The following is a 22,719-nucleotide window of genomic DNA, read 5'->3' on the forward strand; positions in this document are numbered from 1 at the left end:
GGTCAGGGCCGGGTCGCCTCGATGAGGAAGCGTTGGGCGTGGGCGGTGAAGGGGCCCTCGGTGGTGATGCGATCGTGCAGGGCCAGGAGTTGTTCGCGGTAGCGGTCCACGGTGAACCCGGGCACCGTCCAGATCACCTTGCGCAGGAACCAGACCACCGCACCGATGTCGGAGAAGGTGGCCCGCAGGGTGGCCCGCCGCAGGTCGACCACCCGCAGACCAGCGTCTTCGGCGGCAGCCGCCGCGTGTTCGGGATGCCGGTGGGCCGGCGGCGGCAGCGGGCCGAGGATCGCCTCACTCAACTCCCGCATGGTGCCCGCCCCGATCTGCTGGGACAGGAACGTCCCACCCGGCCGCAGCACCCGGGCGATCTGCGCCCAGTCGGTCCGCACCGGATGCCGGCTGACCACCAGGTCGAACGAGGCGTCACGGAAGGGCAACGGCCCGTCCGGGTCGACCGCCACCACCGTCGCGCCCACCCGGCGCAGGGTGCGCCGGGCAACCTCCACGTTGGGCGGCCAGCCCTCGGTGGCCGTCAGCAGCTTCGGCGGATGCGGCACCTCGGCGAGCACCTCACCGCCGCCGGTGTCCACGTCCAGAGCGGCGGCGGCGCGCGCCATCCGATCGACGACCAGGCGGGCGTACGCCCACGGTGGACGCTCCTCGGTAGCCCGGCCGGACAGCCAGTCGAAGCCCCAACCGTCGATCGGCGCGGCGGCTGCCTCGGCGATCAACTCCTCGGCGTTCCGTAGATCGGTCATGGCCGTCAGCCTCACCGGCCGGCCACCCGACCGGCAACTCATTTGCGCCCACCACCGCCATGGCCCGGCCGGGCGGGTCGGATCAGGGCCGACCGGCCGGACCGGTCACGCCCGTCCAACCGGGTCACAGGTCGGACGAACCAGGCGGGTCGGGTCACGGGCCGGCAGGCGTGGGGCCCGCAGCGTGGGGCCCGCAGCGTGGGGCCCGCAGCGTGGGGCCCGCAGCGTGGGGCCTGTAATGCTCTGCCGGCAGTGCGCGTCAGGGGCGCGGGCGGACGATCTCGACGGTGCCGTTGGCGAGCGCGTCGAGGCCGCCCGTCTCGGTGCGGCCGCTGTCGAATTGCCGCATCAGCCGGGCGCCCAGGTGCACGCCGATGCCACCGGCGGCGAGCGCGACCAACTCGGTGACCAGGATCGCGGCCGACGCGCCGTGCTCCGGTGACTGCGACCGGACCAGGCAGGTGAGCAGGAACAAGCCGGCCATCACCGCGTTCACCAGGTTGAAGGCGACCGCTGTGCGGCGGGTGCGGTCGACCGGAACGTCCCACAGGTCGATCATGCCGGCCACCGCGGTCAGTGCTGCGGCGACGAGGGCGGCGACGCCGGTCCAGTAGCCGACCTCGCCCAGGAACGCCGGTCCGCCGACGACATCGGTGAAGTCGAAGACGGTGGCGCTGACGAAGAGCCCGAGTGGAAACGTGACCAGCATCGGTTGGATCGGGTGCCCCTGCACCCGCAGCCGGCTCTGCATCGGTCCTCCCCCGGGTCGGCGCAGCTCACCTGACCAGAGTGCTACCCGAGGCCGGTCGGGACGAAACGACGCCGCCCGACTCGCCGCCGAGAGAGAGAACGGGCACCGCCCGGAGAACGGGCACCACTGCGGGCACGCGCACCGCCGCGGGCACAGGCACCACCGCACGCACACGCACCGCCGCGCGCACACGCACCGCCGGGAGGTTGATCCACTCGGGACTCAGGAAACCGGTCCATCCACGAGCCGCGAACACCCCGGATTCAAGGAACCCGAGTCGATCAAGCCGAACCACGAACGCAACACGAGCCACGAACGCCCACCCGCCCGGGCAAGCCGTGGCGCCGGTCCGGTCAGGCATCGCGCCGGTCAGGCGTCGCGAGGGCGGGAGACCGTCCGGACCAGGCGCTCGGCCACCTCGCGCAGCGGAATGTCCAATGACGACGCTGCGGTGCGCAGCACGTCGAGGGCCTCGGCTGGCGGGCACCCGCGCTGAGTCATGATCACCCCGACGGCCTGGCCCACCACCCCGTCGTGCAGCAGTGAGGCGTCCCGCTCGCTGGCGAGCGTGAGTTGCCGCTTGCGGTCACGGACGGCCGCCAGCAGCAGGCCGGCGTGTTCGGCGAGCAGCATCGCGGTCAACTGGTGTTGCGGGGTCAGCAGCTCCGGCGAGGCGGCGTAGAGGTTGATCGCGCCGATCACCTGGTCGTCGATGTCCACCGGCGCGGAGATGACCCCGCGCACGCCGAGATCCCGGGCGCGCGCCGTCCAGACCGGCCAGCGGGTCTCGCCGGCCAGATCGGCGGCGAGGATCATCTCGCGGAGTTGGATGGCGCTCATCGCTGGCGAGTCCGGCCCGTGTCGCAGGTCGTCCAGCCCGGCCAGCCGCTCGTCGGAGGCGGCCACACCGGCGGGTTCGCCGGCGCGCAGGGCGGTGAACCCGCACCAGCGCACTCCGGCCACGGCGTCCCGGGTGACCCGGACCAGGGCCAGCAGCGCCTCGTCAAAGTCGGTCAGGGCGATCAGGCCGGCGGTCAGCTCGCGTAACAGGGCTGCGGTTTCCAGGACACCGAGGGTCTGCACCACCGGCTCCCGCGTGTCGAGGTTCACCTGTTCGCAGCCTCCGTGCGCCCTCGCGCCCGGCCCGCGATCATCGTCACCTGTGTCATCGTCTGCTCTCTCCCGACTCGACCGACCAGCGCTACTACCCGAGGAAACCTGGGTCGAAACGACGTAAATCGGGGCCCCTGCCGCACGCGGAGGCACGACAGGGGCCCCGGTGGCCTACGTCAGCGCGAGGTGCCGCTGAGTCGCCGCCCGATCGACGCGATCAGCCGGTCCAGCTCGGACCCGAACGGGTTGTCGTGCACCAGGTACGTCCAGGTGGCGGTGGGCCGGACCAGGGTGCCGTCGTCGGGCTGCCAGTCCTCATCGAATTCGGTCTCGGTAAAGGTGGCGATGGTGCGGGCCTCGATCTCCGGGATCAGGTCGTTGAACGCCGGCACGGCGGCCCGGTGGAACTCGTCCAGCGGGTCGAGCCGACCCAGCGCGCGCAGGTGCACGCCCTCGCGGACCTCCGACAACTCGGCCAGGTGCTCGGCCCAGAGCCGGTCCAGGTGGAAGAGCGCGATCGAGCGGGCCGCGCGGGCGAGCAGGTCCTCGTCCATCTCGCCGGCCTTCTCAGGCTCCTTCTCCAGCAGCATCACGGCGGCCACGTCACTGGTCAGCAACCGTTCGCGGCGCGCGGCGAGAGCCTTGCGCTGCTGCTCGATCACCACGCTGTAGCGCCAGGTGTTGCGGTGGATCTCGTGGTTGACGCCCTCGGCGACCCGCTGGGCGTGCTCCACCGCGTAGTCGACCTGCTCGTCGGTCACCAGGCCGTCGGCGTTCATCCGCGGCGACGCCGGCACCGAGTCGGCGGCGTGCCGGACGACCAGGTCGTCCTCCAGGCTGACGAAGAAGACCGAGCCGCCGGGGTCGCCCTGCCGGCCGGCACGACCACGCAGCTGGTCGTCCACCCGGCGGCTGTCGTGCCGGCCGCTGCCGATCACGTAGAGGCCGCCCAGCTCGGCGACCCGCTCCTGGTCGCGGCCGTCGCTGCCGCCCAGTCGGATGTCGACGCCCCGCCCGGCCATCTGGGTGGAAACGGTCACCGCGCCGTACGCGCCGGCCTCGGCGATGATCGCCGCTTCCTCGTCGTCGTTCTTGGCGTTCAGCACGACGCAGGGCACCCCGGCCGCGTTGAGACCGGCGGCCAGGCCCTCGGACTCCTTGACGTCCAACGTGCCGACCAGCACCGGCCGCCCCTTGGCGTGCCAGCGCTGGATCTCGTCGATCAGCGCCTCGTCCTTCTCGGCCCGGGTGGCGTAGATGCGGTCCGGCTCGTCCTCGCGGATGCAGGGGGTGTTCGGCGGGATCACCGCGACCTCAAGTCCGAAGAACTCCCGCAGCTGGTCGCCGACCAGCACCGCCGTGGCGGTCATGCCGCAGACCTTCGGGTAGAGCGCGATGTACGCCTGCATGGCGATCGTGCCCAGCACCTCGCCCTCGGCGGTGGCGTCCAGGCCCTCCTTGGCCTCGACCGCGGCCTGGAGCCCGTCCGGCCAGCGGCGGCGCTGGGCCACCCGGCCGCGCATCTCGTCGACCAGCTCGACCGAGCCGTCCCGGACGATGTAATCCACGTCACGGTGCAGCAGGGCGTGCGCGTGCAGCGCCACGTTGACCGCGGAGAGCTGCTCGACGTGCTCCTCGTCGTACAGGTCGATGCCGAGCTTGGCCTCGATCGCGGCCAGGCCGGCGGAGGTGAACGCGACGCTGCGGCCGTCGTCCGCGACCGTGTAGTGCTTGCCCTTGCGCAGGCCACGGACCAGCGCGGCGGCGGCGTGCACCGGGTCCTGCTCGCCCGGCACGGCGCCGGCCAGGACCATCGGCACCCGAGCCTCGTCGATCATGATCGAGTCGGCCTCGTCGACGATCGCGGTGGTCAGGGCCGGTTGCACCCGGTCCTCCACGTCGGTGGCCAGCTGATCGCGCAGGTAGTCGAAGCCCGCCTCGCTGACCGACACGTAGGTGACGTCGCAGGCGTACGCGTCGCGCCGCTCCTGCGGGGTGGAGCTCTCGTTGACCCAGCCGACGGTGAGGCCGAGCAGGGTGTAGACCGGCTCCATCCACTGGGCGTCGCGTCGGGCCAGGTAGTCGTTGATGGTGAGCACGTGCACCGGCCCGTTGCCGAGCCGGACGTGCCCGTACGCGGCGATCGTGGCGGTGAGTGTCTTGCCCTCACCGGTGGCCATCTCGGCGACCTTGCCGGACAACAGCGACATCGCGCCGAGCAGCTGCACGTCGTACGGCCGCTGGTCGAGGCCGCGGCGGGCGGCCTCGCGGCCGATCGCGCAGATCTCCTCGTAGCCGGTGGCGGCACCCGCGGCCTCGGTCAGCTCGGCGTCGTCCAGCGCGGCGAGCTCGTCCTCGCGCGCCTCGACAGCCGGCAGCAGCTTCTCCAGCGGAGCAAGATCCACGGTCGAGCCGGGGCGCTGAAGGAACCGCCGGAACTTGCTCTTGAACCGTTGCGACACACCCATGAGCGGCAACGGTACGCGATTCCGGCCGGCTTGCGCGGCCCGGCCGCCGGCAAGTCGACACCGAACGGAGAGAGCACCTCGACCCCGGCGGAGGAGTGCAGGTCGGCCCCCGAACGGACGGAGTCAGCCGACCAGCAGTTGGTGGGTGGCGAGCTCCCGGTAGAGCGGGTCGGTGGCGGTCAGTTCGGCGTGGGTGCCGACGGCCACCACCCGGCCGCCGTCGAGGACGACGATCTGGTCGGCGTCGACGACGGTGGCGAGCCGGTGCGCCACGATCAACAGCGTCCGGCGGACGGCCACCGCGTCGATGGCGCGGCGCAGTGCGGCCTCGTTGCGCGAGTCGAGGTTGCTGGTCGGTTCGTCCAGCAGCAGCACCGGCGGGCCGGCGAGCAGCGCGCGGGCGATCGCCAGTCGCTGCCGCTCACCCCCGGAGAGCAGCACCCCACCCTCCCCCACCTGGACGTTCAGACCTTCGGGGGTGCGCTCGACCAGGTGCGCGAGGTTGACCTCGTCGAGCACCTGGCGCAACCGGTCGTCGGTGGCGTCCGGGGTGGTGATCAGCAGGTTCTCCCGCAGCGTGCCGGCCAGCACGGGTGCTTCCTGCTCGACGTAGCCGAGCCGGGCCCGCAGCGCGTCGCGGGGCAGGTCCCGGACGTCGTGGCCGTCCAGTCGGACCGCGCCGGCGGTGACCTCGTAGAAGCGCTCGACCAGGGCCAGCAGGGTGGACTTGCCGGCGCCGGAGGGGCCGACAAGCGCGGTACGCGTACCGGCGTGCACCGCGAAGCTGACCTCGTGCAGCACCGGCTCGCCGCCCGGGTAGCCGAACCCCACCCGATCGAACTCGATCATCGGTGCGGGCCGGCGCGGGGTGGTCGTCGCGGCGGCGGGAGCGGCCCGGTCGGCAGCGCCCTCGGCGGGCACGGCCAGGATCTCCTCGATCCGCTGGAGGGCACCCAGACCGGACTGCAACTGGGTGTACGCCCGCAGCACCTGGGCCAGCGGCAGCGCCAGGAGGAACAGGTACATGACGAAGGCGACCAGGTCACCGACGGAGATCGCCCCGGCGGCGACCCGTGCACCGCCGATGCCGAGCACCAGCAGGAACGCGCCCTGCACGGTGATCGAGCCGATCGGGCCGACCAGTGACTGCACCCGCGCCACCCGCAGGCCGGCGTCGTACGCCTCCCGCGCGCTGCCGGTGACGGTCTCCGCCTCCCGGGCCTCGGCGCGACTGGCCCGGATGGTCCGGGCCGCCGAGATGGCCCGCTCCACCGCCGAGGTCATCTCACCGATCCGCTCCTGGGCGGCTCGGGCCAGCGCCCGGACCCGGCGGGCGAAGGTGGCGGCGAAGCCCAGCCCCAGTGCCACACCGAGCAGGGTGACGCCGAACAGCAGCGGGTCGAGCAGCACCATGGCGATGCCGGCGCCGACCACCGTCACCGCCCCGGTGACCGTCTCGAAGAGCCCGGAGGTGACGACCGCTCGCAACAGGGTGGTGTCCGAGCCGACCCGGGACAGCAGGTCGCCGGTGCGCCGGCGGTCGTACTCGGCGATGGGCAGCCGCAGCAGGTGACCGGCGAGCCGTCGCCGGGTGCCCAGCACCACCCCTTCGGCGGTGCGTTGCAGCAGGTAGTCGCGCAGCCCACCGATGGCCGCGCCCAGCACCACGAGCACCACCAGCACCGCTACCAGGTCGGCGACGGGATTGTCGGCACCGATGCGGTCGAGCACCGTGCGGGTGAGCAGCGGCTGCGCCAGCGACGCGGCCGCGCCGACCAGCGACAGCACGCCCACCACGACCAGGGTGCCGCGGTGCTCCCGCAGGTACGGCAGCAGCGCCCCCAGACCGACCGGTCGGCCCGCAGCGGCGCCACCGGCCGGCCGGTCCGTCGAGGTGCCGCCGGTCGGCCGGTGCGTCGAGGTGCTCATGCCGGGAACGGTAGTCCGCCGCGTCACCCGGGCGGGCGCGCTCCGGCCCGCCGGGTCGGTCCGGCCCGCCGGGTCAGGTGGACAGCACCACCTGAAGCTCCTGGCGACGGCGGTCGGCCAGATCGGTGAGCAGGGTGGGCGCCTCGTCGAACGGCACCACCGCCGAGACGAGGTGCTTGCGGATCACGTCCCCGTACGTCCGGAGCAGGTCGATGGTCTCGGCAGAGAGTCGCTCGCGGTCCCAGGTGGGTGCGAGCCCGCGCGGCACCCGGCCGATCTGCGCGCAGCGCAGCGAGAGCCCGTTGTGGTGGAACTCCTCACCGAGCCGAACCGCGTCCGCGCCCTCCTGGTAGAAGGCGAGGTCGATGACAGTGCCCTGGGGGCGCAGCAGCCGCAGGGCGAGCTGCAACGCCCACGCCTGCCCCCGGCACTGGAACACCACGTCGGCGCCCCGGTCACCGGCGGTGTGGGCCCACCGGGTCTTGAGCACGACCGCCGGGTCGTCCGCGTCCGGGTCGAGGGTTTCCAGACCGAGCGCCTCGGCGACCTGGCGACGGTGCGGGGTGGGGTCGAGCACCACCACCGAGGCGGCGCCGTTGCGCCGGGCGAACAGCGCCGTCAGCAGCGCCACCACCCCGGCGCCGACCACGGCGACGCGCCGGCCGCGGACCCCGTCGCCGAGGGAGCGGACGTCGGTGCCGTGCAGGTCGGCCGCGGCGTGCAGCAGACCGTTGGCGCAGATCGGACCCATGTGCGCGACGTAGACGCCGAGCAGCGGATCCAGGTCGTCGGGCAGCGGCACGAACCGCTCGGCGACCGGGTCGGCGAGCCAGCCGGTGCGGTGCCCGTACGTCATCGCGCCGACAGTGCCCACGGCGACGGCCGGGGTGTCGCTCTCCACCACCCGGCCGACCTGCATGTAGCCGAGCCGGTTCACCGGGTACGGGGTGCTCGCCTCGCCCGGTTGGAACAGCCCCAGGTCGGCGTTCCAGGTGACGTTCAGGTAGGGGTTCGTGCCCTTGACGAAGCTCAGCTCGGTGCCGGCGGAGACGCCGCTGTAGAGCGTCTCGACCCGGAACGTGCCGGGACGCAGCGGGGCGGCGTCCTGCTCGACCAGCTCGACCCGGCCGGGGCCGGTTACCACCACGACCTTGTCACGCATCGACGGTCACCCCCGTGCTGATTGCGGCCGGGGCGGTCGGGGTGGCGAGCCGCACGGTGGTGCCGGTGCGGGCCGAGTCGGCCACCGCGAGGGCCAGCCGTTGGGTGGCCAGCGCCTCGGCGTACGGCACACGGACGTCGTCGCCGATGCCGCGGACGGCGTCGACGAAGGCGCGGTCCACCGCGATCCGCGCGGCCTCCGGGTCGGCGGGGACGTGTCGTTCACCGTCGGCGTCGCGGATCGTCAGGCCGTCCTCGGTGAGCGAGAGGGCCAGCCCGTCGGCGAGGATCTCCAGGCCGGCGCGGTGCTTCCAACCCAGCACGCAGGCCGCGCTGAGGGTGCCGACAGCCCCGTCGGCGAAGCGCAACGCGGCGGTGGTCACCGAGTCGATGTCGGCGCCGTCGACCGGCGGCGGGGTGCCGTTGCCGTACGCGGTGACCTCGGTCACCTCGCCGGCCAGCACACGGATCAGGTCCAGCACGTGGGCGGCCTGCTCGACCACCGGGCCGCCGGAGCGGTCCCGGCGCGACCACCACGCCACCGGGGGGACCTTGTCGAGCCAGGCGCCGCTGACCATCCGCACCGGGCGGTCGGCGAGCAGGTCGCGGGCTTGGTCGAGCACGCTCAGGTAGCGCCAGTGATGACCGACGGCGGTGCGCAGCCCACTGCGCGCGACCAGGTCGGCGATCCGCTCGGCGGTGCCCAGGTCGACCGCGACGGGCTTCTCGACGAACATCGGCACGCCGGCCTCGATCACCGCCTCCTCGGCGGGACCGTGCGCGAAGGGCGGGACGCAGACGTACACCGCGTCCGGGGCCGCGGCCAGCAACTCGGTGACGTCGCCGAAGACCTGGCCGCCGTGCTGCGCCGTCAGCGCTGCCGCCGCCTCCGGTGCCACGTCGGTCACCCCGATGAGCTCGACGTCGTCGAACCCGGACAGCACCCGGGCATGGCGCTGTGCCACCCCGCCAGCGCCCACGAGACCAACCCGGCATTTCCGCATGCGACAACCTCTTTCGAGAACGTTTCCTTTTCGATGGGAGCAGTCCCCTGGGGTGTCCGCAATCAAACGTTCATGCCCTGGGAACGCGACAATGTCACTGTTGTGATCAAGCTGACGCCCTGGAAGCGGTTAGCGCGTGGTGGCGAATGGGAAGTAACAGTGTCGCTATTTCCACGCACGAACGGAGGGGGTGCCCGTGCGGGATACGACCGTGTCACCGGTGGTGGAGGCGTGGGCCACGTACCGGACCACCTCGGCGGCGGACTGGCCGGCACGCCGGCTGCTACGCGCCAAGGGAGGGAGCCGGGTCAGCGTGGTGCTGCCGGCGCGCAACGAGGAGGCCACCGTCGGCGCGATCGTGTCGACCATCCGCGAGCACCTGATGGACCGGGTCGCCCTGGTCGACGAGCTGATCGTGGTGGACTCGCGGTCGACCGACCGCACCGCGCAGGTGGCCCGTGCCGCCGGCGCGGAGGTGGTCAGTCAGGACGAGATGACCCGAGGGCTGCCGCAGCTCACCGGTAAGGGCGACGCGCTCTGGGCCGGGCTCGCCGCCGCCGAAGGGGACGTGGTGGCGTTCATTGACGCCGACCTGCGGGAGTTCCGGCCGCACTTCGTGAGCGGGCTGCTCGGCCCACTGCTCACCGACCCGTCGGTGGACTTCGTGAAGGGCTTCTACCACCGCCCGCTGGTGGGCAGCGCCAGCGTGGAGCCGGACGGCGGGGGCCGGGTGACCGAGCTGATGGCCCGCCCGCTGCTCAACCTCTTCTGGCCCGAGCTGGCCGGCTTCGTGCAGCCGCTGGCCGGCGAGTACGCCGGCCGCCGTGACGTGCTGGCCCGGGTGCCGTTCGTCTCCGGTTACGGCGTGGAGACGGCCATGCTGATCGACCTGCTCGAGCTGGTCGGGCTGGACGCGTTGGCCCAGGTCGACCTGGGCGAGCGCAAGCACCGCCACCAGGACACGGCCGCCCTTGGCCGAATGTCCGCCCAGATCATGCTGACCGCCTGGTCCCGGTTGCAGCGGCGCGGCTGGGCGGTCCCCGGCGCGACGCCGGAGGCATTGCTGACCCAGTTCCGTCGCGGTGGGTCGGACACGCTGCCGCACCTGGACCGGGAGATCGTGGTCAGCGACGTGTCCATCGAGGAACGCCCGCCGCTGGCCGAACTGCGCCACCGCGTGCCCCGTCGCCGGGTGGCCGCCGCGTGAACGCCAGGAAGGGACGAGCGCGATGAGCCTCACCGTGTTGATGAACGCCGGTCCGTGGCTGTCGGTGCCGCCGCCCGGTTACGGCGGCATCGAGAACGTGATCGCCACGCTGGTGCCGGAGCTGCGGCGACTCGGCGTCCGGGTGGTGCTCGCCTCGGTGGGCAGCAGCACCCTGCCGGTGGACGAACAGATGTCGGTCTTCGACGACGGGCAGTTCGCGGCGTTGCAACGGCCGTACAACCAGGTCTGCGGGATCGCCCAGGCGCACCTGGCCGGTGTGGTCCGGGAGCTGCACTCCCGCGACGACATCGACCTGGTGCACGACCACGTGGAGGCGGTCGGCCTGGCCACCCTCGCCGCGATGGGTCCCGCCGGCCCGCCGACCCTGCACACCCTGCACTGGGACCTGGCCAAGCACCCCGCGCTCTACGGCGGGCTGGACGGCGGTGACCGGGTCCGGGTCAACGGCGTCTCCGCGTCGCAGCTGGCCCGCGCCCCGCTCGCGTTGCGGGAACACTCGGTGGGGCACGTGCACCTGTCCACCCCCCTGGCCGTGGACGCCGACCGGCGGCCCCGACCGGAGAAGGGCGAGCATCTGCTCATCCTCGGCCGGATCAACCCGGGCAAGGGGCAGGACGTGGGTGCCCGGCTGGCACACCGGGTCGGGTTCCCGCTGGTCCTGGCGGGGCCGGTCGGCCCGTACCATCGGCCGGCCGATCTGGCCGCCGCGGGCGACGAGGCCCGGCAGAACCCGGACGTGCGGTTCTTCCTCGACGAGGTGGCGCCGCACGTCGACGGTGACCTGGTCCGCTGGATCGGCACCGTGGCCGGTCAGGAGCGGGACGACCTGCTCGCCAGCGCCCGCGCGTCGCTGTTCCCGTTGCGCTGGGAGGAGCCCGGTGGCACGGCGGTGGTCGAGTCACTCGCCCTGGGCACGCCGGTGGTGGCGACCGCCCGGGGCTGCCTGCCGGAGCTGATCGAGCACGGCCGCACCGGGCTGCTCACCACCGACGAGGAGGAACTGGGCGACCTCGTGGTCGCCGCCGACCTGCTCGATCCCGACGAGTGCCGGCGGGTGGCCGCGCAGCGGTTCACCCCGGCGGTGATGGCCCAGCGCTACGTCGAGCTGTACGAGCGGGTCCGCAAGCTGTCCAGCGCGCCGAGGCTGCTGCCGGCCTGAGCGTAGGCGCGGCGGTGTCTGGACGGCCGGTGACTGGGCGGCGGTTTGTCGGCGTCGACAGCGGGTAGGCGGCAGCGCTCATGCCCGCCGCGCAGCGAGGAGCCGGGAATGGTCGGACCGATGGCCCACTCCCGGGCCCGACCCAACCCGGCCGACGGCAAGCCGCTGGTCCGGCGGGCGGCGGCGACGGTCGGGGTGCTGTTCCTGCTGATCGGTGTGCTCGGCTTCGTGCCGGGGATCACCAGCGGCACGGACAACCTGCGCTTCGCCGGCCACGGCTCGGGCGCCTTCCTGTTCGGCGTCTTCCAGGTGTCGGTGCTGCACAACCTGGTGCACCTGGCGTTCGGGGTGGCGGGTCTGGTGCTGGCGCGGACGATCACCGGCGCGCGGGCGTTCCTGGTCGGCGGCGGCGCCGTCTACCTGGTGCTCTGGCTGTACGGACTGGCGGTGGACCACGACACCGGGGCGAACGTACTGCCGGTGAACGACGCCGACGACTGGCTGCACCTGGGCCTGGGCATCGGCATGATCGCGTTGGGCCTGCTGACCGGGCGACCCCGTCGGTGACCTGCCTCGCCCTCGGCACGGGGCCCGTTTGATCCGCTTCGACCCCGGGTAGTGGTGAGATCCCGACCCCGCAGCGAATCGAGGGCACCAATGTCGAGCCGGATCACCTGCGAGGTGCGCACCACGGCACCGGTGGCGGTCGTCCGACTCACCGGCGCCCTGGACCTGGGCACCATGCGGTCGGTGCACCACGCGCTCCGCGACGCACTGGTCGACCAGCCGGACGCGCTGGTGGTCGACATGGCCGAGGTCGACGTCAAGGACCGGCTGGCCCTGTCCGTCTTCGCCGCGACGGCCCGTCGGGCCGAGGAATGGCCGGGCGTGCCGGTGGTGCTCTGTTGCCCGTCGCCGGTCGCCGCCCGTTGGCTGTCCGAGTCGACGACGTGCCGGGTGGTCCCGGTGTCCCCCGACTGCGCGGAGGCGACCCGGGTGGCGGGCACGACGTCCCCGTTGCGGATGCGGGCGCGACTGGAGCCCGTTGCCGGCGCCTGCCGGCGAGCCCGGGAGCTGGTCACCGAGGCGTGCGCGCGCTGGAATCTGCCGGACGCGTCCGGCCCGGCGGCCCTGGTGCTCAGCGAACTGGTCGGCAACGTGGTCCGGCACGCCGGCACGCCGATGCAGGTGACGGTGACCCTGCGCCGGCCGTATCTGCACCTGGCCGTGGTGGACGGCAGCAGCGCCCAGGCCCGGGAGGGCGGGACGGACCTGCACGCCGAGGGCGGGCGAGGGCTGCTGCTGGTCCGGGAGCTCACCCAGCGCTGGGGCAGCGTGCCGGCCGGTCAGGGCAAGGCCGTCTGGGCGATGCTGCCCGCGACCTGAGCGATGGCGGTAGGTGCGCCGGTACTGGCGATCTGACCGAAATTACCGCTCTGGGCTGGTTACATGGGGAGAGGGTCGGGTAGGCACGCCCGTCCTTTCTGCCGTCACGACGGGGTGAGCAACCATGCCCAAGCGGGTAACCACGGAACCCGGTCGAGATCGGGGCCCGGCGATCCTGGCTCCGGCCCGCTTCGGGGGCTTCCCCGGACCGGTACGCGCGCCGGTCCCCGGCAACTCGTTACTCAAGTTCCTCGCCACCACCGATCACAAGCAGATCGGCCTGCTGTATCTGCTGACCTCCTTCGCCTTCTTCGTGTTGGCCGGCCTGGAGGCGATGGTGATGCGGGCCGAGCTGGCCCGCCCGGGGATGCAGTTCCTGTCCCCGGAGCAGTACAACCAGCTCTTCACCTCGCACGGCGCGGTGATGCTGCTGCTGTTCGCCACGCCCGCGGCCTTCGGGTTCGCCAACTACATCGTGCCGATCCAGATCGGCGCGCCGGACGTGTCGTTCCCCCGCCTCAACGCGCTGGCCTACTGGTTGTACCTGTTCGGCGGGCTGATGGTGGTCGGCGGCTTCCTCACACCGCAGGGGTCGGCCGACTTCGGCTGGACCGCCTACACCCCACTGAGCAGCGTCGAGAACTCCCCCGGGGTGGGCGCGAACATGTGGGTGCTCGGCCTGGTCGTGTCCGGGCTCGGCACCATCCTCGGCGCGGTCAACCTGATCACCACGATCCTGACCCTGCGCGCCCCCGGCATGACCATGTTCCGGATGCCGATCTTCACCTGGAACATGCTGTTCACCAGCGTGCTGGTGATCCTCGTCTTCCCGCTGCTGGCCGCCGCGCTGCTGGCGCTCTCCGCCGACCGGTTGCTCAACGCCCACGTGTACGACGCGGCGACCGGCGGGCCGATGCTCTGGCAGCACCTGTTCTGGTTCTTCGGCCATCCCGAGGTCTACATCATCGCCTTGCCGTTCTTCGGCATCATCACCGAGGTCATCCCGGTCTTCTCCCGTAAGCCGATCTTCGGCTACACCGGGCTGGTGCTCGCCACCATCGCGATCACCGTGCTGTCCATGACCGTGTGGGCGCACCACATGTTCGCCACCGGGCAGGTGCTGCTGCCGTTCTTCAGCATCCTCAGCTACCTGATCGCGGTGCCCACCGGCGTGAAGTTCTTCAACTGGATCGGCACCATGTGGAAGGGCCAGCTCACCTTCGAGACACCGATGCTGTTCGCCATCGGCTTCCTGGTCACGTTCCTGCTGGGTGGCCTCACCGGCGTGCTGCTGGCCAGCCCGCCGGTCGACTGGCACACCCACGACAGCTACTTCGTGGTGGCGCACTTCCACTACGTGGTGTTCGGCACCGTGGTCTTCGCGCTCTTCGCCGGCTACTACTTCTGGTGGCCCAAGATGACCGGGCGACTGCTCGACGAGCGGCTCGGCAAGTTGCACTTCTGGACCATGTTCATCGGCTTCCACGGCACCTTCCTCGTGCACCACTGGCTGGGCAACGAGGGCATGCCCCGGAGGTACGCCGACTACCTGCCCAGCGACGGCTTCACCACCCTGAACACCATCTCCACGATCTTCTCGTTCATCCTCGGCGCGTCCACCCTGTTCTTCATCTACAACGCGTGGAAGTCCTGGCGGTACGGGGCGATGGTGACGGTGGACGACCCGTGGGGCTTCGGCAACTCGTTGGAGTGGGCCACCAGTTGCCCGCCACCGCTACGCAACTTCGACCGGATGCCGCGGATCCGGTCGGAACGTCCGGCGTTCGACCTGAAGTACGGCCCGCTCGTCGCCGACCTGGGCCGGGATCTGCCGCAGCGCACCACCAAGCCGCCGCAGCAGTTCAGCGACGAACTGCGGATGGAACACCACGCCCCGGAGTCGCCGTCGGCCGAGGGCGCGCACGGCGCCACCGAGGCGGCCGAGTACCAGCCGGCGCCGCGGTCCGGGGCACGGCCGGTGGACGTGCCGGACCCGGACGGCGTCCGCCGGCCCAGCTTCGAGGAGAGCGACCCGCCCGAGGACGCCGACGACGCGCCGAAGCCGCACGAACGCTGGCGCCACCCGCACAGCGACGGCAACCCCGAGGAGCGCTGACCAGGGGTACGCGCACAGAAGGGCCGACACCCGGTGGGTGTCGGCCCTTCGCCCGTACGTGTGCGGTCAGTCCCGGGCCGGCGCCAGGCCAGCGGCGGTGAGCGAGCGGCGCACGGCGGGCTGCACCCGGGTCAGCCGCAGCGGCACCCCGGTCCGCTCCGCCGCGTCCCGTCCGGCCATCAGCGCGGCGATCCCGCCGGCGTCGAAACCACCCGCGCCGACCAGGTCGACGACCACCTCGCTGGGCTGGCCGGTGACCGCCTCCAGCATGGCCCGGCGCAGCTGGTCCGCGCCGTCGCGGTCGATCTCGCCGCCGACCTCGACGACCACCCGGTCGCCGTTCTGCTTGACCGAGATCCGGGTCTTGCCCGGGTCGGGCTCGGCGGCGCCGTTCTGCCACGGGGGCGGCGCGTCGGCGAGCATTGCCTGGCGCAGCCAGGTGAGCGCCCGCGACAGCAGCCGGGACACGTGCATCTGCGAGATGCCGAACCGGGCGGCGATCTCCGCCTGGGTCTGGTTGCCGTAGAACCGCATCGCCAGGATGCGCCGCTCACGCCAGGGAAGCCGGTGCAGCAGGCCGCTCACCGTGACCCGGTCATCGACGGATTCGAGCGCGTTGTCCGACTCGCCGACGAGGTCCCCGAACTCCGCGGAGCTCTCCCCGCCCACCGGGGCGTTGAGTGAGGCGGGGCTGTAGCCGGCCGCCGACTCCAGCGCGGCGAGGATCTCCGCCTGCGGGGTCTCCAGTCGGGCCGACAGCTCGGCCACCGACGGGGCTCGGGACAGCTCGCTGGTCAACGCGGCGGTGGCCTGCCCCACCTCGAGGATGAGGTCGCGCAGCCGGCGGGGCACGTGTACGCCCCAGGTCCGGTCCCGGAAGTGTCGTTTGATCTCGCCCACGATGGTGATCGCGGCGTACGCGGTGAACGAGCCCCGTTCCGGGTCATACCGGTCGACGGCGTTGACCAGCCCCAGTCGGGCCACCTGCTCCAGGTCCTCCAGCGGCTCTCCACGACCCCGGTACCGGCGGGCCAGTCGCCCGGCGAAGGGCAATGCGAAGCGAACCAGGTCGTCCCGGGCCTCTCCCCGCCGCTCCGGTGGCAGCCCTTCGATCCGGGCCGCGTACGCCAGTGCCGCCGCGTCGAGATCCTCCAGACCTCGCTCGGTGGGTGGTGGTGTGGTCGTGGTCGTACTCGTCTGTCCGAACATCCGCGCCTCCCTCAGGAAGGTCCCCCGCCCGGATCGGGAAACCGGTCGTGCGCGTGGTCGAGCCACGCACCGGGCCGGAAAAGTGGGTCAGTGACTGGGATGCCAGCGGGCGACACCGCCTCTACGCAGCGCAATCAGGCCGTCGCAGCCAGCGATGTTCCCGCTCCGTAGGTACTCAATCACGGGACCCCGGGTTCGCGAGGATGTTTCGGCGTGCTCCGCCTCAGGAGACCAGCAACCCCTGGTGGCCGCCGCTGTCGCGGAGCACTGCCAACGCCTCGGCGGCCCCCAGCGGGGGCGGCACGGGCAGGTCGTACGGCTGGGCACGCATGACCTCGGTGGCCCGGCGGGTGGGCACGGAGGTCACCGGGTAGCCGCGGGCGCTGGTCCGGTCCAACGCCCGACGCCGTCGCCCGAACCCGGCCACGGCCAGCCACTGGGGCAGCCCCGCCAGCGCGGGCGAGCGCATCCCGGGCGGCTCGGGCAACACGTCCACCGAGCTGAACGCCTCGCTGCCGGCCAGCCACCACTCGGCCTCGTCGACGGTGCGCCGGGCGGCGTTCTCGCACCAGTACGGCACCAGCCCCGCGCGCACCACCTGCCACGGATCGAGCAGCCGGCCGCATTCCACCACCAACCGGTCACCGGTCTTGCCGGCGCCGCGCAGCCACCGCCGGTACAGGTCGGCGACGCCCGCGCTCAACGCCGCCGGTCGGGGCACCAGCACCCGGTGCAGCGGGTGCTCGTGTCGTGCCGACCAGTCCCGCGCGGCCGTCTCGAAGCCCGGGTCGACGCCGTGCTCGGCGTGACCCGACGGCACGGACACCTCCGGCGGCTCCCACCGGGCCACGCTGCCGCCGACGGAGCGCAGGACCTGCCGCAGCGCGTGGCTGTCCGGATGGAAGTCCACCGGGTCCAGCCCGCTGGCGGGGCAGCCGACCTGGAAGCTGTGCCCAGCGTTGCGCTCGAGGACCGGCCAGGTGCGCGCGTCGTGGACCAGCAGCACCGGCGCGCCGGGGAGCAGGCGGTCGGCCAGGAACTGCGCGTACGCGGCCGGCAGGGCCCTCCACGCGGCGGTCAGCGCCACTGTCACGCCGGCCAGAGCGCCACGGCTGGCCGGGCAGTGCACCTGCCGCAGGTGCAGGTCGGCGTTGCCGGCAAGCAGCCGGGTGGCGAGTGTCGCGCCGTGCTCCAGGGCGGCCGCCGGGCGGTCCACCGCTCCGTCGGACCAGTGCACGATCATGTCGAAGCCGGCCGGCAGCAGCGGCACGCCGAGGGCCACCGCGAGGTGTGCCGCACCGCCGTGCGGAGAGCCGATGAGGACTCCCGGGTAGCGCCGGCGGGGGTACTGGTCGACGAACCAGCGGGCCACCCGGGCGGCGTCCACCTCGTCGGCCTGGGCCACGGTCAGCGCGACCCGACCGGCGGCGCGGGTGACCGCGGCACGGCGTACCGGCTCGGGCGCACCGGGGAAGCGCGACGTCGGGCCGGTCTGGCCCAGGTCGGCGCAGTCCACCCCGCGCAGCGCCCGGGCGGTGGCGGCGACCAGAACCCGGGCGGCGCTGCCCGCGGCCACGACCCGGTCGCCGGCCATACCGGCGCCATCGGCCGTCAGCCCCTTGTGCACCTTGTGCACCGGGCCCACCTTGCCTCGTTCGCTCACCACGCGGCCCGGCTTCCCGTCCCGATGGGGTTCAAACGGGGCATCACCCACCCGGCGGCACATTCCGCCGGTCGGCGGGGTGCGCCGGTCATCCTCGGCGTTCGGCGACGATCGGCGGGAGCGGGCCGGCAACGGCCTTCTCCCATGTGCCGGAACACGGCGGCGGGAGGTGTTTCGCCCGGGCCAGGGCGGGCACTTCCGGGGCCATGCGCACCGAGGACACCAGCGAGCCAGCCGCCGCCACGATCACCCCGTACGAGGACGGACCGCTGCTGGTCCGCGGCGACTTCGAGCTGGTCACGCCGGACGGCGAGCGCATCGACGCGCGCCGGGGCACTGTGGCGTTGTGCCGGTGCGGCAAGTCGGGGCTCAAGCCGTTCTGCGACGGCACCCACATGGCGATCAACTTCCGCGCGGGCACCACCCGCGAGGGGTGACCCCACGTCGCCTCGTCACGTAGCGAGAGCGCGCGCGGACGGCCCAGACCATAGGCACCACGCCGCCTTTGCTCTGCACCCATCCACGCACCGGCTACGGAGCGTGTGTGGCGCATGGGCGGGTGCAAAGCAAAGGGAGCGGCAAGCCCTCACCCAACGTCCGGCGCTCTACGCAGACCCCACACGATTGGATCTGATCCGTCGGCTTCCGGGTGTGACGAGCCCTTCGGATCAGACGAGCGCGGGCGGGGCCGGCGGGGTCACAGCGGCGGGCGCGGCCCTGGCGATCGAGACGGTCGGCGGCACGGTCGGCGGGGCGGGTGGCCGCAGTGAGCTGCGACCGGCGGCCCAACTGTCCAGCAGGTGCCCGGCGAACAACCGGTCCACCGCGAGCCCGGCCGCCGCGCCGAAGAGCACGTCGGGGGCGAGGTCCGGCTCGACACGGACCAGGCCACCGCACATGTCGTGCGCGGCGATCTGCTCGTGCACCGCGTCGGCCTCGACGTGCTCGTCGTAGAAGCGGGTGGCGACCTCGTCGAAACCGAGGCGGCGTAGCCCCTTGCCGTAGCGGCGGTTCGGCAGCGAAGACGTCATCTCGAACGCGGCCAGGTGCCCGAGCAGCGCTCCGCGCAACCGCCGGTGCAGGCCGAACAGCGACATCAGGTTGTTGGTCGCCAGGGTCACCGCCGGCACGGCGTCCAGGTGAGCTGCGTACGCGGTGTCCAGCCCCAGCCGGTCAAGGGTGCGGCGGAACAGCTCGGCGTGCATCCGGTCCAGCCGGCCGTTGCCGTACTCGTCGGTCTGGATCTCCACGAGCGCGGCCTTGGCCGGGCCGCCCAGGCGGGGCAGCGCCCAGCTGTGCGGGTCCGCCTCACGCAGGTGGTAGACGGAACGGTGGACGACGAACTCGCGGAACTGGGTGAGGTCGGCGCGTCGTTGCAGCGTCGCGGCCAGCGGCGGCCCGTCGTCGGCCGCGACCAGCTCGGTCAGGCCGGCAGCCACCCCGGCGGCGGGCACTGTCGGCGTCCCGACCAGCCGGCGCAGTGCCGCCTCGAAGACCCGTTCGCAGCGGGCGCGCAACGCGAGCAACGTCGGCTGCCACTCCCACGAGTCGTCCACCCCGAGCCAGCCCCGGTAGTGCAGCTCGTAGCAGAGGAACAGGGTCAGTTGCAGGTCCTCGTCGGTGATCGGGTCCGCCGGGCCGAGGTCGACGCCGAGACCGGTCGGCAGGTCGTGCGGCGGGCGCCGCAGAGCCTCGACCACCGCCGCGGAGAGCGGGCCACGCGGCCGCGGCAGGATCGCCGGGCCGTAGCGGCGGTCAGCGGTCTCGGACATGGGACCTCCAGCATCGTCGGGCCGCTTCTGATGCCCTGGCCCAGGGCGACTAAACGAGGTCGTCGGCGTTCGCGGTGAGCGTCACCTGCTCCCGGACCTTCCGGGCTGGAGCGCCTTCGGCGTACAGGCCGCGCAGGTCGGCGAACGCCGGTTCCGGCGGCGCCAACGACACCGCCGGGTCGACAACCGCCTCGAGTACGCAGGGGCGGTCCGCCGCGAGGGCCTCGTCCCAGGCCGCGCCGACCAGCTCCGGGCGGTCCACCCGCACCCCGTGCAGCCCGAGCAGCCGGGCCCAACCGGCGTACGGCACGTCGGGTCGGCGGCGGGTCGGGTCGGTCGACGGCTCACGCCCGCCACCCATGCCGTTCTGGTCGCGGTTGTTGAGCACGAGCACCACCAGCCGAGGATCGCGCCACTGCTGCCAGTGGTGCGACACGGTGATCAGCTCGGCGAGCCCGTTGAGCTGCATCGCCCCGTCGCCGACCAGCGCGATGACCGGTTGGTCGGGGGCGGCGAGCTTGGCGGCCACCGCGTACGGCAGGGCACAGCCCATCGAGCCGAGTGTGCCGCACAGTTGAGCCTTCACCCCCGGTGGCAGGGTGAGGTGCCGGGCGTACCAGTAGAGGACCGAGCCGACGTCGACCGCGACCGCGCCGCTGCCCGGCATCCGGGCGGACAGCTCCTGGAGGACGAGCTGCGGGTTGACCGGATCGGCGGGCGCGGCGACCCGCTCGGCGGCGACCTCCCGCCACCGGTCCACCGAGCTCTCCACGGTGGCGCGCCACTGCTGCTCGGGCCGGCCGCGCAGGCGGGTCAGCAGCGCCCGCAGCGTTTCGGCGGCGTCACCGACCAGCGGCACGTCGGCCGGGTAGCGGGTGCCGATCCGGCGACCGTCGATGTCGATCTGCACCGTGCGGGCCTGCTCGGGCATCGGGAAGTAGTCGGTCCACGGGTCGTTGGTGCCGACCATCAGCAGCGTGTCGCAGCCACCCATCAGCTCGGCCGCCGCCGGGGTGCCGACCTCGCCGAGCACCCCGGTGTGAAACGGCAGCCGCTCGTCGAGGACCGGCTTGCCCAGCAGTGAGGTGGCCACCCCGGCGCCGAGCCGGTCGGCGATCTCGATGATCTCGGGGGCCGCGTCCCGACCCCCCTGCCCCACCAGGATCGCGACGCGCTGGCCGCCGCCGAGCAGTTGCGCGGCGGCGTCGAGGTCCACCTCGTGGGGCAGCACCCGGGCCAGCGGCTCACCCGGGGTCGCCGTGATCACCCCGGCGGCGTACGTCTGCAGGTCGGGCACCACGGCTTCCTGCAACTGCCGGGGCAGCACGACGCAGGTCGGGCTGCGCGTCGCCGCCGCCGTACGGAACGCCTGGTCCAGCAGCGCCCCCACGTCCTCCGGGCTGCGGCCGTAGCGGACGAACTGGTTGCACACGTCGCCGAAGAGGCGACTCAGCCCGATCTCCTGGTGGGCGCCGCCGAGCGGCCCGGAGATGTCCTCCCCGACGATCGCCACCACCGGCTTGCTGTCCAGCTTGGCGTCGTAGAGGCCGTTGAGCAGTTGGACGGCGCTGGGCCCCTGGGTGGCGAGGCAGACCCCGATACCGCCGGTGAACTTGGCGTGCCCGGTGGCCATGAACGAGGCGGTTTCCTCGTGCCGCGCCGGGATGAACGCCGGCTCACCGCCGGTGCGGTCCAACGCCTCGATCAGCGGGGCGATCGCCTCGCCCGGATACCCGAAGGCGCGGGGCACCCGCCAGGCCAGGAGCCGCTCCACCACCAGATCCGCGACCCGCCGCTCAGCCATTCTCGCGCCCCGGTGTACTGGGGTCGACGTAGCGCAACACCGCGCCGACGCCGTCGGTGAGCTCGGGCGCCTCCTCGGGGCCCAACACGGTCAGCGCCGCGTCGGTGCCGACGAGTGCCCGGACGAGTGCCGCGTCGGCGCGTACCCGCTGCGGGTCGGTCACCGACATCGCGGCCAGCTGCCCGGGGTCGACGGCGATCTCGGTCGGCTCTGCGCCGATCCACAGCTCGCCGTTGGCCGACGGGTCGTCCACGATGATCATGGTGTCCACCTGGTTGCGTTGCAGGGCCGAGACGACCGCGTCGAGCCCGCCGCCCACGTCCTCCTGCACACCGAACCTGTCCAGCGCGGCGCTGATCCGTTGATCGGCGACCTCCGCGATGGTCTGCACGGTGAGGTCGTCCAGCAGGGTCTGGTCGGCGCCTTCGGCCCGCGAGCCCGCGTCGGTGCGCACCATGAGGTCCTGCCAGCGCTCGGGCATCTGGGCGGCGATCATCCCCGTGGCCCGGACGTCGCCGGCGATCACCACCACCTCCGCGCCGACCTTCTCGGCCAGCTGCACGGTCGCCGCGGTGACGTCACCGGCGTTGCGGTGCCAGGCCTCCATGGCGGCCTTCTGGTAGATGTCCTGGGACCAGCCGCCGGGCTGCGGTTTGCGTAGCGGGAAGGTCTCCCCGCCGACGACGTGGGCCCGCCGGGGCACTCCTCCGGCACTGATCGCGATGGCGTCCGCGCCGATCCGGTCGGCCAGCACCCGTACCCAGGCCACCTGTTCGCCCCGCTGGGCGAGCAACGGCATCACGTGCGGAAGCGGCGCGAAACTGGCCAGATCGCGCAGTGGTGGCGCGGACAGGTACTCGGAGAGCACCACCCGGCCGTGACTGGCGAAGACCGCCAGACCGTAGTCCCCGACCATCGGGTCGTGGCCACGGATCACCCGGTCCAGAGCGGCGATGCTCGCCTCGTCGGCTCCCTGTTCCATGAGCCGGCGCTCCAGGGCGCGCCAGCGCAGGTCCAGGGCGGGATGGGCATCCTCCGTGTCCGCGGAGGCGTCCAGATACACCGAGCACCACGGCCCGGGACGGTCGTAGAGCGGGCGCAGGAAGGACAGCTGCATGCTCGACCCCTTTCCAGCTCGGCCCCCCGCTTACCCGGGTCGCCCGGGATGTCACCTCGTGGCCGTGAGCCCGTGACC

Annotated in this window: 18 protein-coding genes; 6 read left to right on the forward strand and 12 right to left on the reverse strand. The window is 72.7% G+C overall.

The genetic code is table 11. The features are described from left to right. Nucleotides 1–2: 2 nt before the first annotated feature. The 7 genes from KBX46_RS24125 to KBX46_RS24155 form a co-directional block, all read right to left on the reverse strand. The gene (locus KBX46_RS24125; protein WP_210794163.1) at nucleotides 3–761 is read right to left on the reverse strand and encodes a class I SAM-dependent methyltransferase; all 759 of its coding nucleotides are present in this window, start codon (nucleotides 759–761) and stop codon (nucleotides 3–5) included. A 259-nt stretch (nucleotides 762–1,020) separates the two neighbouring features. Next, a complete protein-coding gene (locus tag KBX46_RS24130; RefSeq protein ID WP_088948023.1) occupies nucleotides 1,021–1,512 on the reverse strand; it encodes a DUF2231 domain-containing protein in 492 nt (163 codons plus the stop codon). Between the two features lie 369 nt (nucleotides 1,513–1,881). Continuing rightward, on the reverse strand, nucleotides 1,882–2,622 hold the full coding sequence (locus KBX46_RS24135) for a GAF and ANTAR domain-containing protein (RefSeq protein WP_210794164.1): 741 nt from the start codon (nucleotides 2,620–2,622) through the stop codon (nucleotides 1,882–1,884). Between the two features lie 179 nt (nucleotides 2,623–2,801). Beyond that, nucleotides 2,802–5,093: an accessory Sec system translocase SecA2 gene (gene secA2, locus KBX46_RS24140; RefSeq protein WP_210794165.1), complete on the reverse strand. Its 2,292-nt coding sequence runs from the start codon at nucleotides 5,091–5,093 to the stop codon at nucleotides 2,802–2,804. Nucleotides 5,094–5,216: 123 nt separating this feature from the next. Further along, entirely contained in the window at nucleotides 5,217–7,022 is a 1,806-nt protein-coding gene (locus KBX46_RS24145) for an ABC transporter ATP-binding protein (RefSeq protein ID WP_247668067.1), read from the reverse strand. A gap of 73 nt (nucleotides 7,023–7,095) precedes the next feature. After that, nucleotides 7,096–8,184: a zinc-binding dehydrogenase gene (locus KBX46_RS24150; protein ID WP_099853179.1), complete on the reverse strand. Its 1,089-nt coding sequence runs from the start codon at nucleotides 8,182–8,184 to the stop codon at nucleotides 7,096–7,098. Then, entirely contained in the window at nucleotides 8,177–9,187 is a 1,011-nt protein-coding gene (locus KBX46_RS24155; protein ID WP_210794166.1) for a Gfo/Idh/MocA family protein, read from the reverse strand. Before KBX46_RS24155 ends, KBX46_RS24150 begins: the two co-directional genes overlap by 8 nt. Nucleotides 9,188–9,410: 223 nt before the next feature. Between KBX46_RS24155 and KBX46_RS24160 the strand changes: the two genes are divergently transcribed. The 5 genes from KBX46_RS24160 to ctaD all read left to right on the forward strand — a co-directional run bounded on the left by KBX46_RS24160 (nucleotide 9,411) and on the right by ctaD (nucleotide 15,076). Continuing rightward, nucleotides 9,411–10,394 (forward strand): glucosyl-3-phosphoglycerate synthase, encoded by a 984-nt coding sequence (locus KBX46_RS24160; RefSeq protein ID WP_231927464.1) that lies wholly within the window; start codon nucleotides 9,411–9,413, stop codon nucleotides 10,392–10,394. Nucleotides 10,395–10,416: 22 nt separating this feature from the next. Beyond that, nucleotides 10,417–11,574: a glycosyltransferase gene (locus KBX46_RS24165; protein WP_088948017.1), complete on the forward strand. Its 1,158-nt coding sequence runs from the start codon at nucleotides 10,417–10,419 to the stop codon at nucleotides 11,572–11,574. A gap of 108 nt (nucleotides 11,575–11,682) precedes the next feature. Further along, a complete protein-coding gene (locus KBX46_RS24170; protein ID WP_210794167.1) occupies nucleotides 11,683–12,141 on the forward strand; it encodes a DUF4383 domain-containing protein in 459 nt (152 codons plus the stop codon). A gap of 90 nt (nucleotides 12,142–12,231) precedes the next feature. Then, a complete protein-coding gene (locus tag KBX46_RS24175) occupies nucleotides 12,232–12,960 on the forward strand; it encodes an STAS domain-containing protein (protein ID WP_210794168.1) in 729 nt (242 codons plus the stop codon). Nucleotides 12,961–13,084: 124 nt separating this feature from the next. After that, a complete protein-coding gene (gene ctaD / locus KBX46_RS24180; protein WP_210794169.1) occupies nucleotides 13,085–15,076 on the forward strand; it encodes a cytochrome c oxidase subunit I in 1,992 nt (663 codons plus the stop codon). Between the two features lie 66 nt (nucleotides 15,077–15,142). On the opposite strand, the gene KBX46_RS24185 is transcribed toward ctaD, so the two are convergent. Beyond that, nucleotides 15,143–16,285 carry a SigB/SigF/SigG family RNA polymerase sigma factor gene (locus tag KBX46_RS24185; RefSeq protein ID WP_088948013.1) on the reverse strand — a complete coding sequence of 381 codons (1,143 nt, stop codon included), beginning with the start codon at nucleotides 16,283–16,285 and terminating at the stop codon, nucleotides 15,143–15,145. A 223-nt stretch (nucleotides 16,286–16,508) separates the two neighbouring features. Then, a complete protein-coding gene (locus KBX46_RS24190; RefSeq protein WP_210794217.1) occupies nucleotides 16,509–17,879 on the reverse strand; it encodes a hypothetical protein in 1,371 nt (456 codons plus the stop codon). 275 nt (nucleotides 17,880–18,154) lie between these two features. On the opposite strand from KBX46_RS24190, the gene KBX46_RS24195 reads away from it, so the two are divergent. Continuing rightward, nucleotides 18,155–18,385, forward strand: a complete 231-nt coding sequence (locus KBX46_RS24195; RefSeq protein WP_210794170.1) for a CDGSH iron-sulfur domain-containing protein — start codon at nucleotides 18,155–18,157, stop codon at nucleotides 18,383–18,385. 231 nt (nucleotides 18,386–18,616) lie between these two features. Here the strand turns inward: KBX46_RS24195 and KBX46_RS24200 are convergent, their stop codons facing one another. The 3 genes from KBX46_RS24200 to KBX46_RS24210 are packed head-to-tail and all read right to left on the reverse strand — an operon-like array spanning nucleotide 18,617 to nucleotide 22,641. Beyond that, nucleotides 18,617–19,720 (reverse strand): iron-containing redox enzyme family protein, encoded by a 1,104-nt coding sequence (locus KBX46_RS24200; RefSeq protein ID WP_210794171.1) that lies wholly within the window; start codon nucleotides 19,718–19,720, stop codon nucleotides 18,617–18,619. Between the two features lie 49 nt (nucleotides 19,721–19,769). Beyond that, a complete protein-coding gene (locus tag KBX46_RS24205) occupies nucleotides 19,770–21,524 on the reverse strand; it encodes a thiamine pyrophosphate-binding protein (protein WP_210794172.1) in 1,755 nt (584 codons plus the stop codon). Further along, the gene (locus KBX46_RS24210) at nucleotides 21,517–22,641 is read right to left on the reverse strand and encodes a Vms1/Ankzf1 family peptidyl-tRNA hydrolase (protein ID WP_210794173.1); all 1,125 of its coding nucleotides are present in this window, start codon (nucleotides 22,639–22,641) and stop codon (nucleotides 21,517–21,519) included. The genes KBX46_RS24205 and KBX46_RS24210 overlap by 8 nt, the downstream gene beginning before the upstream one ends. Nucleotides 22,642–22,719 lie beyond the last annotated feature (78 nt).

Origin of the sequence: Micromonospora sp. C81 (assembly GCF_018070425.1) — a bacterium.
Taxonomy (GTDB): domain Bacteria; phylum Actinomycetota; class Actinomycetes; order Mycobacteriales; family Micromonosporaceae; genus Micromonospora; species Micromonospora zamorensis.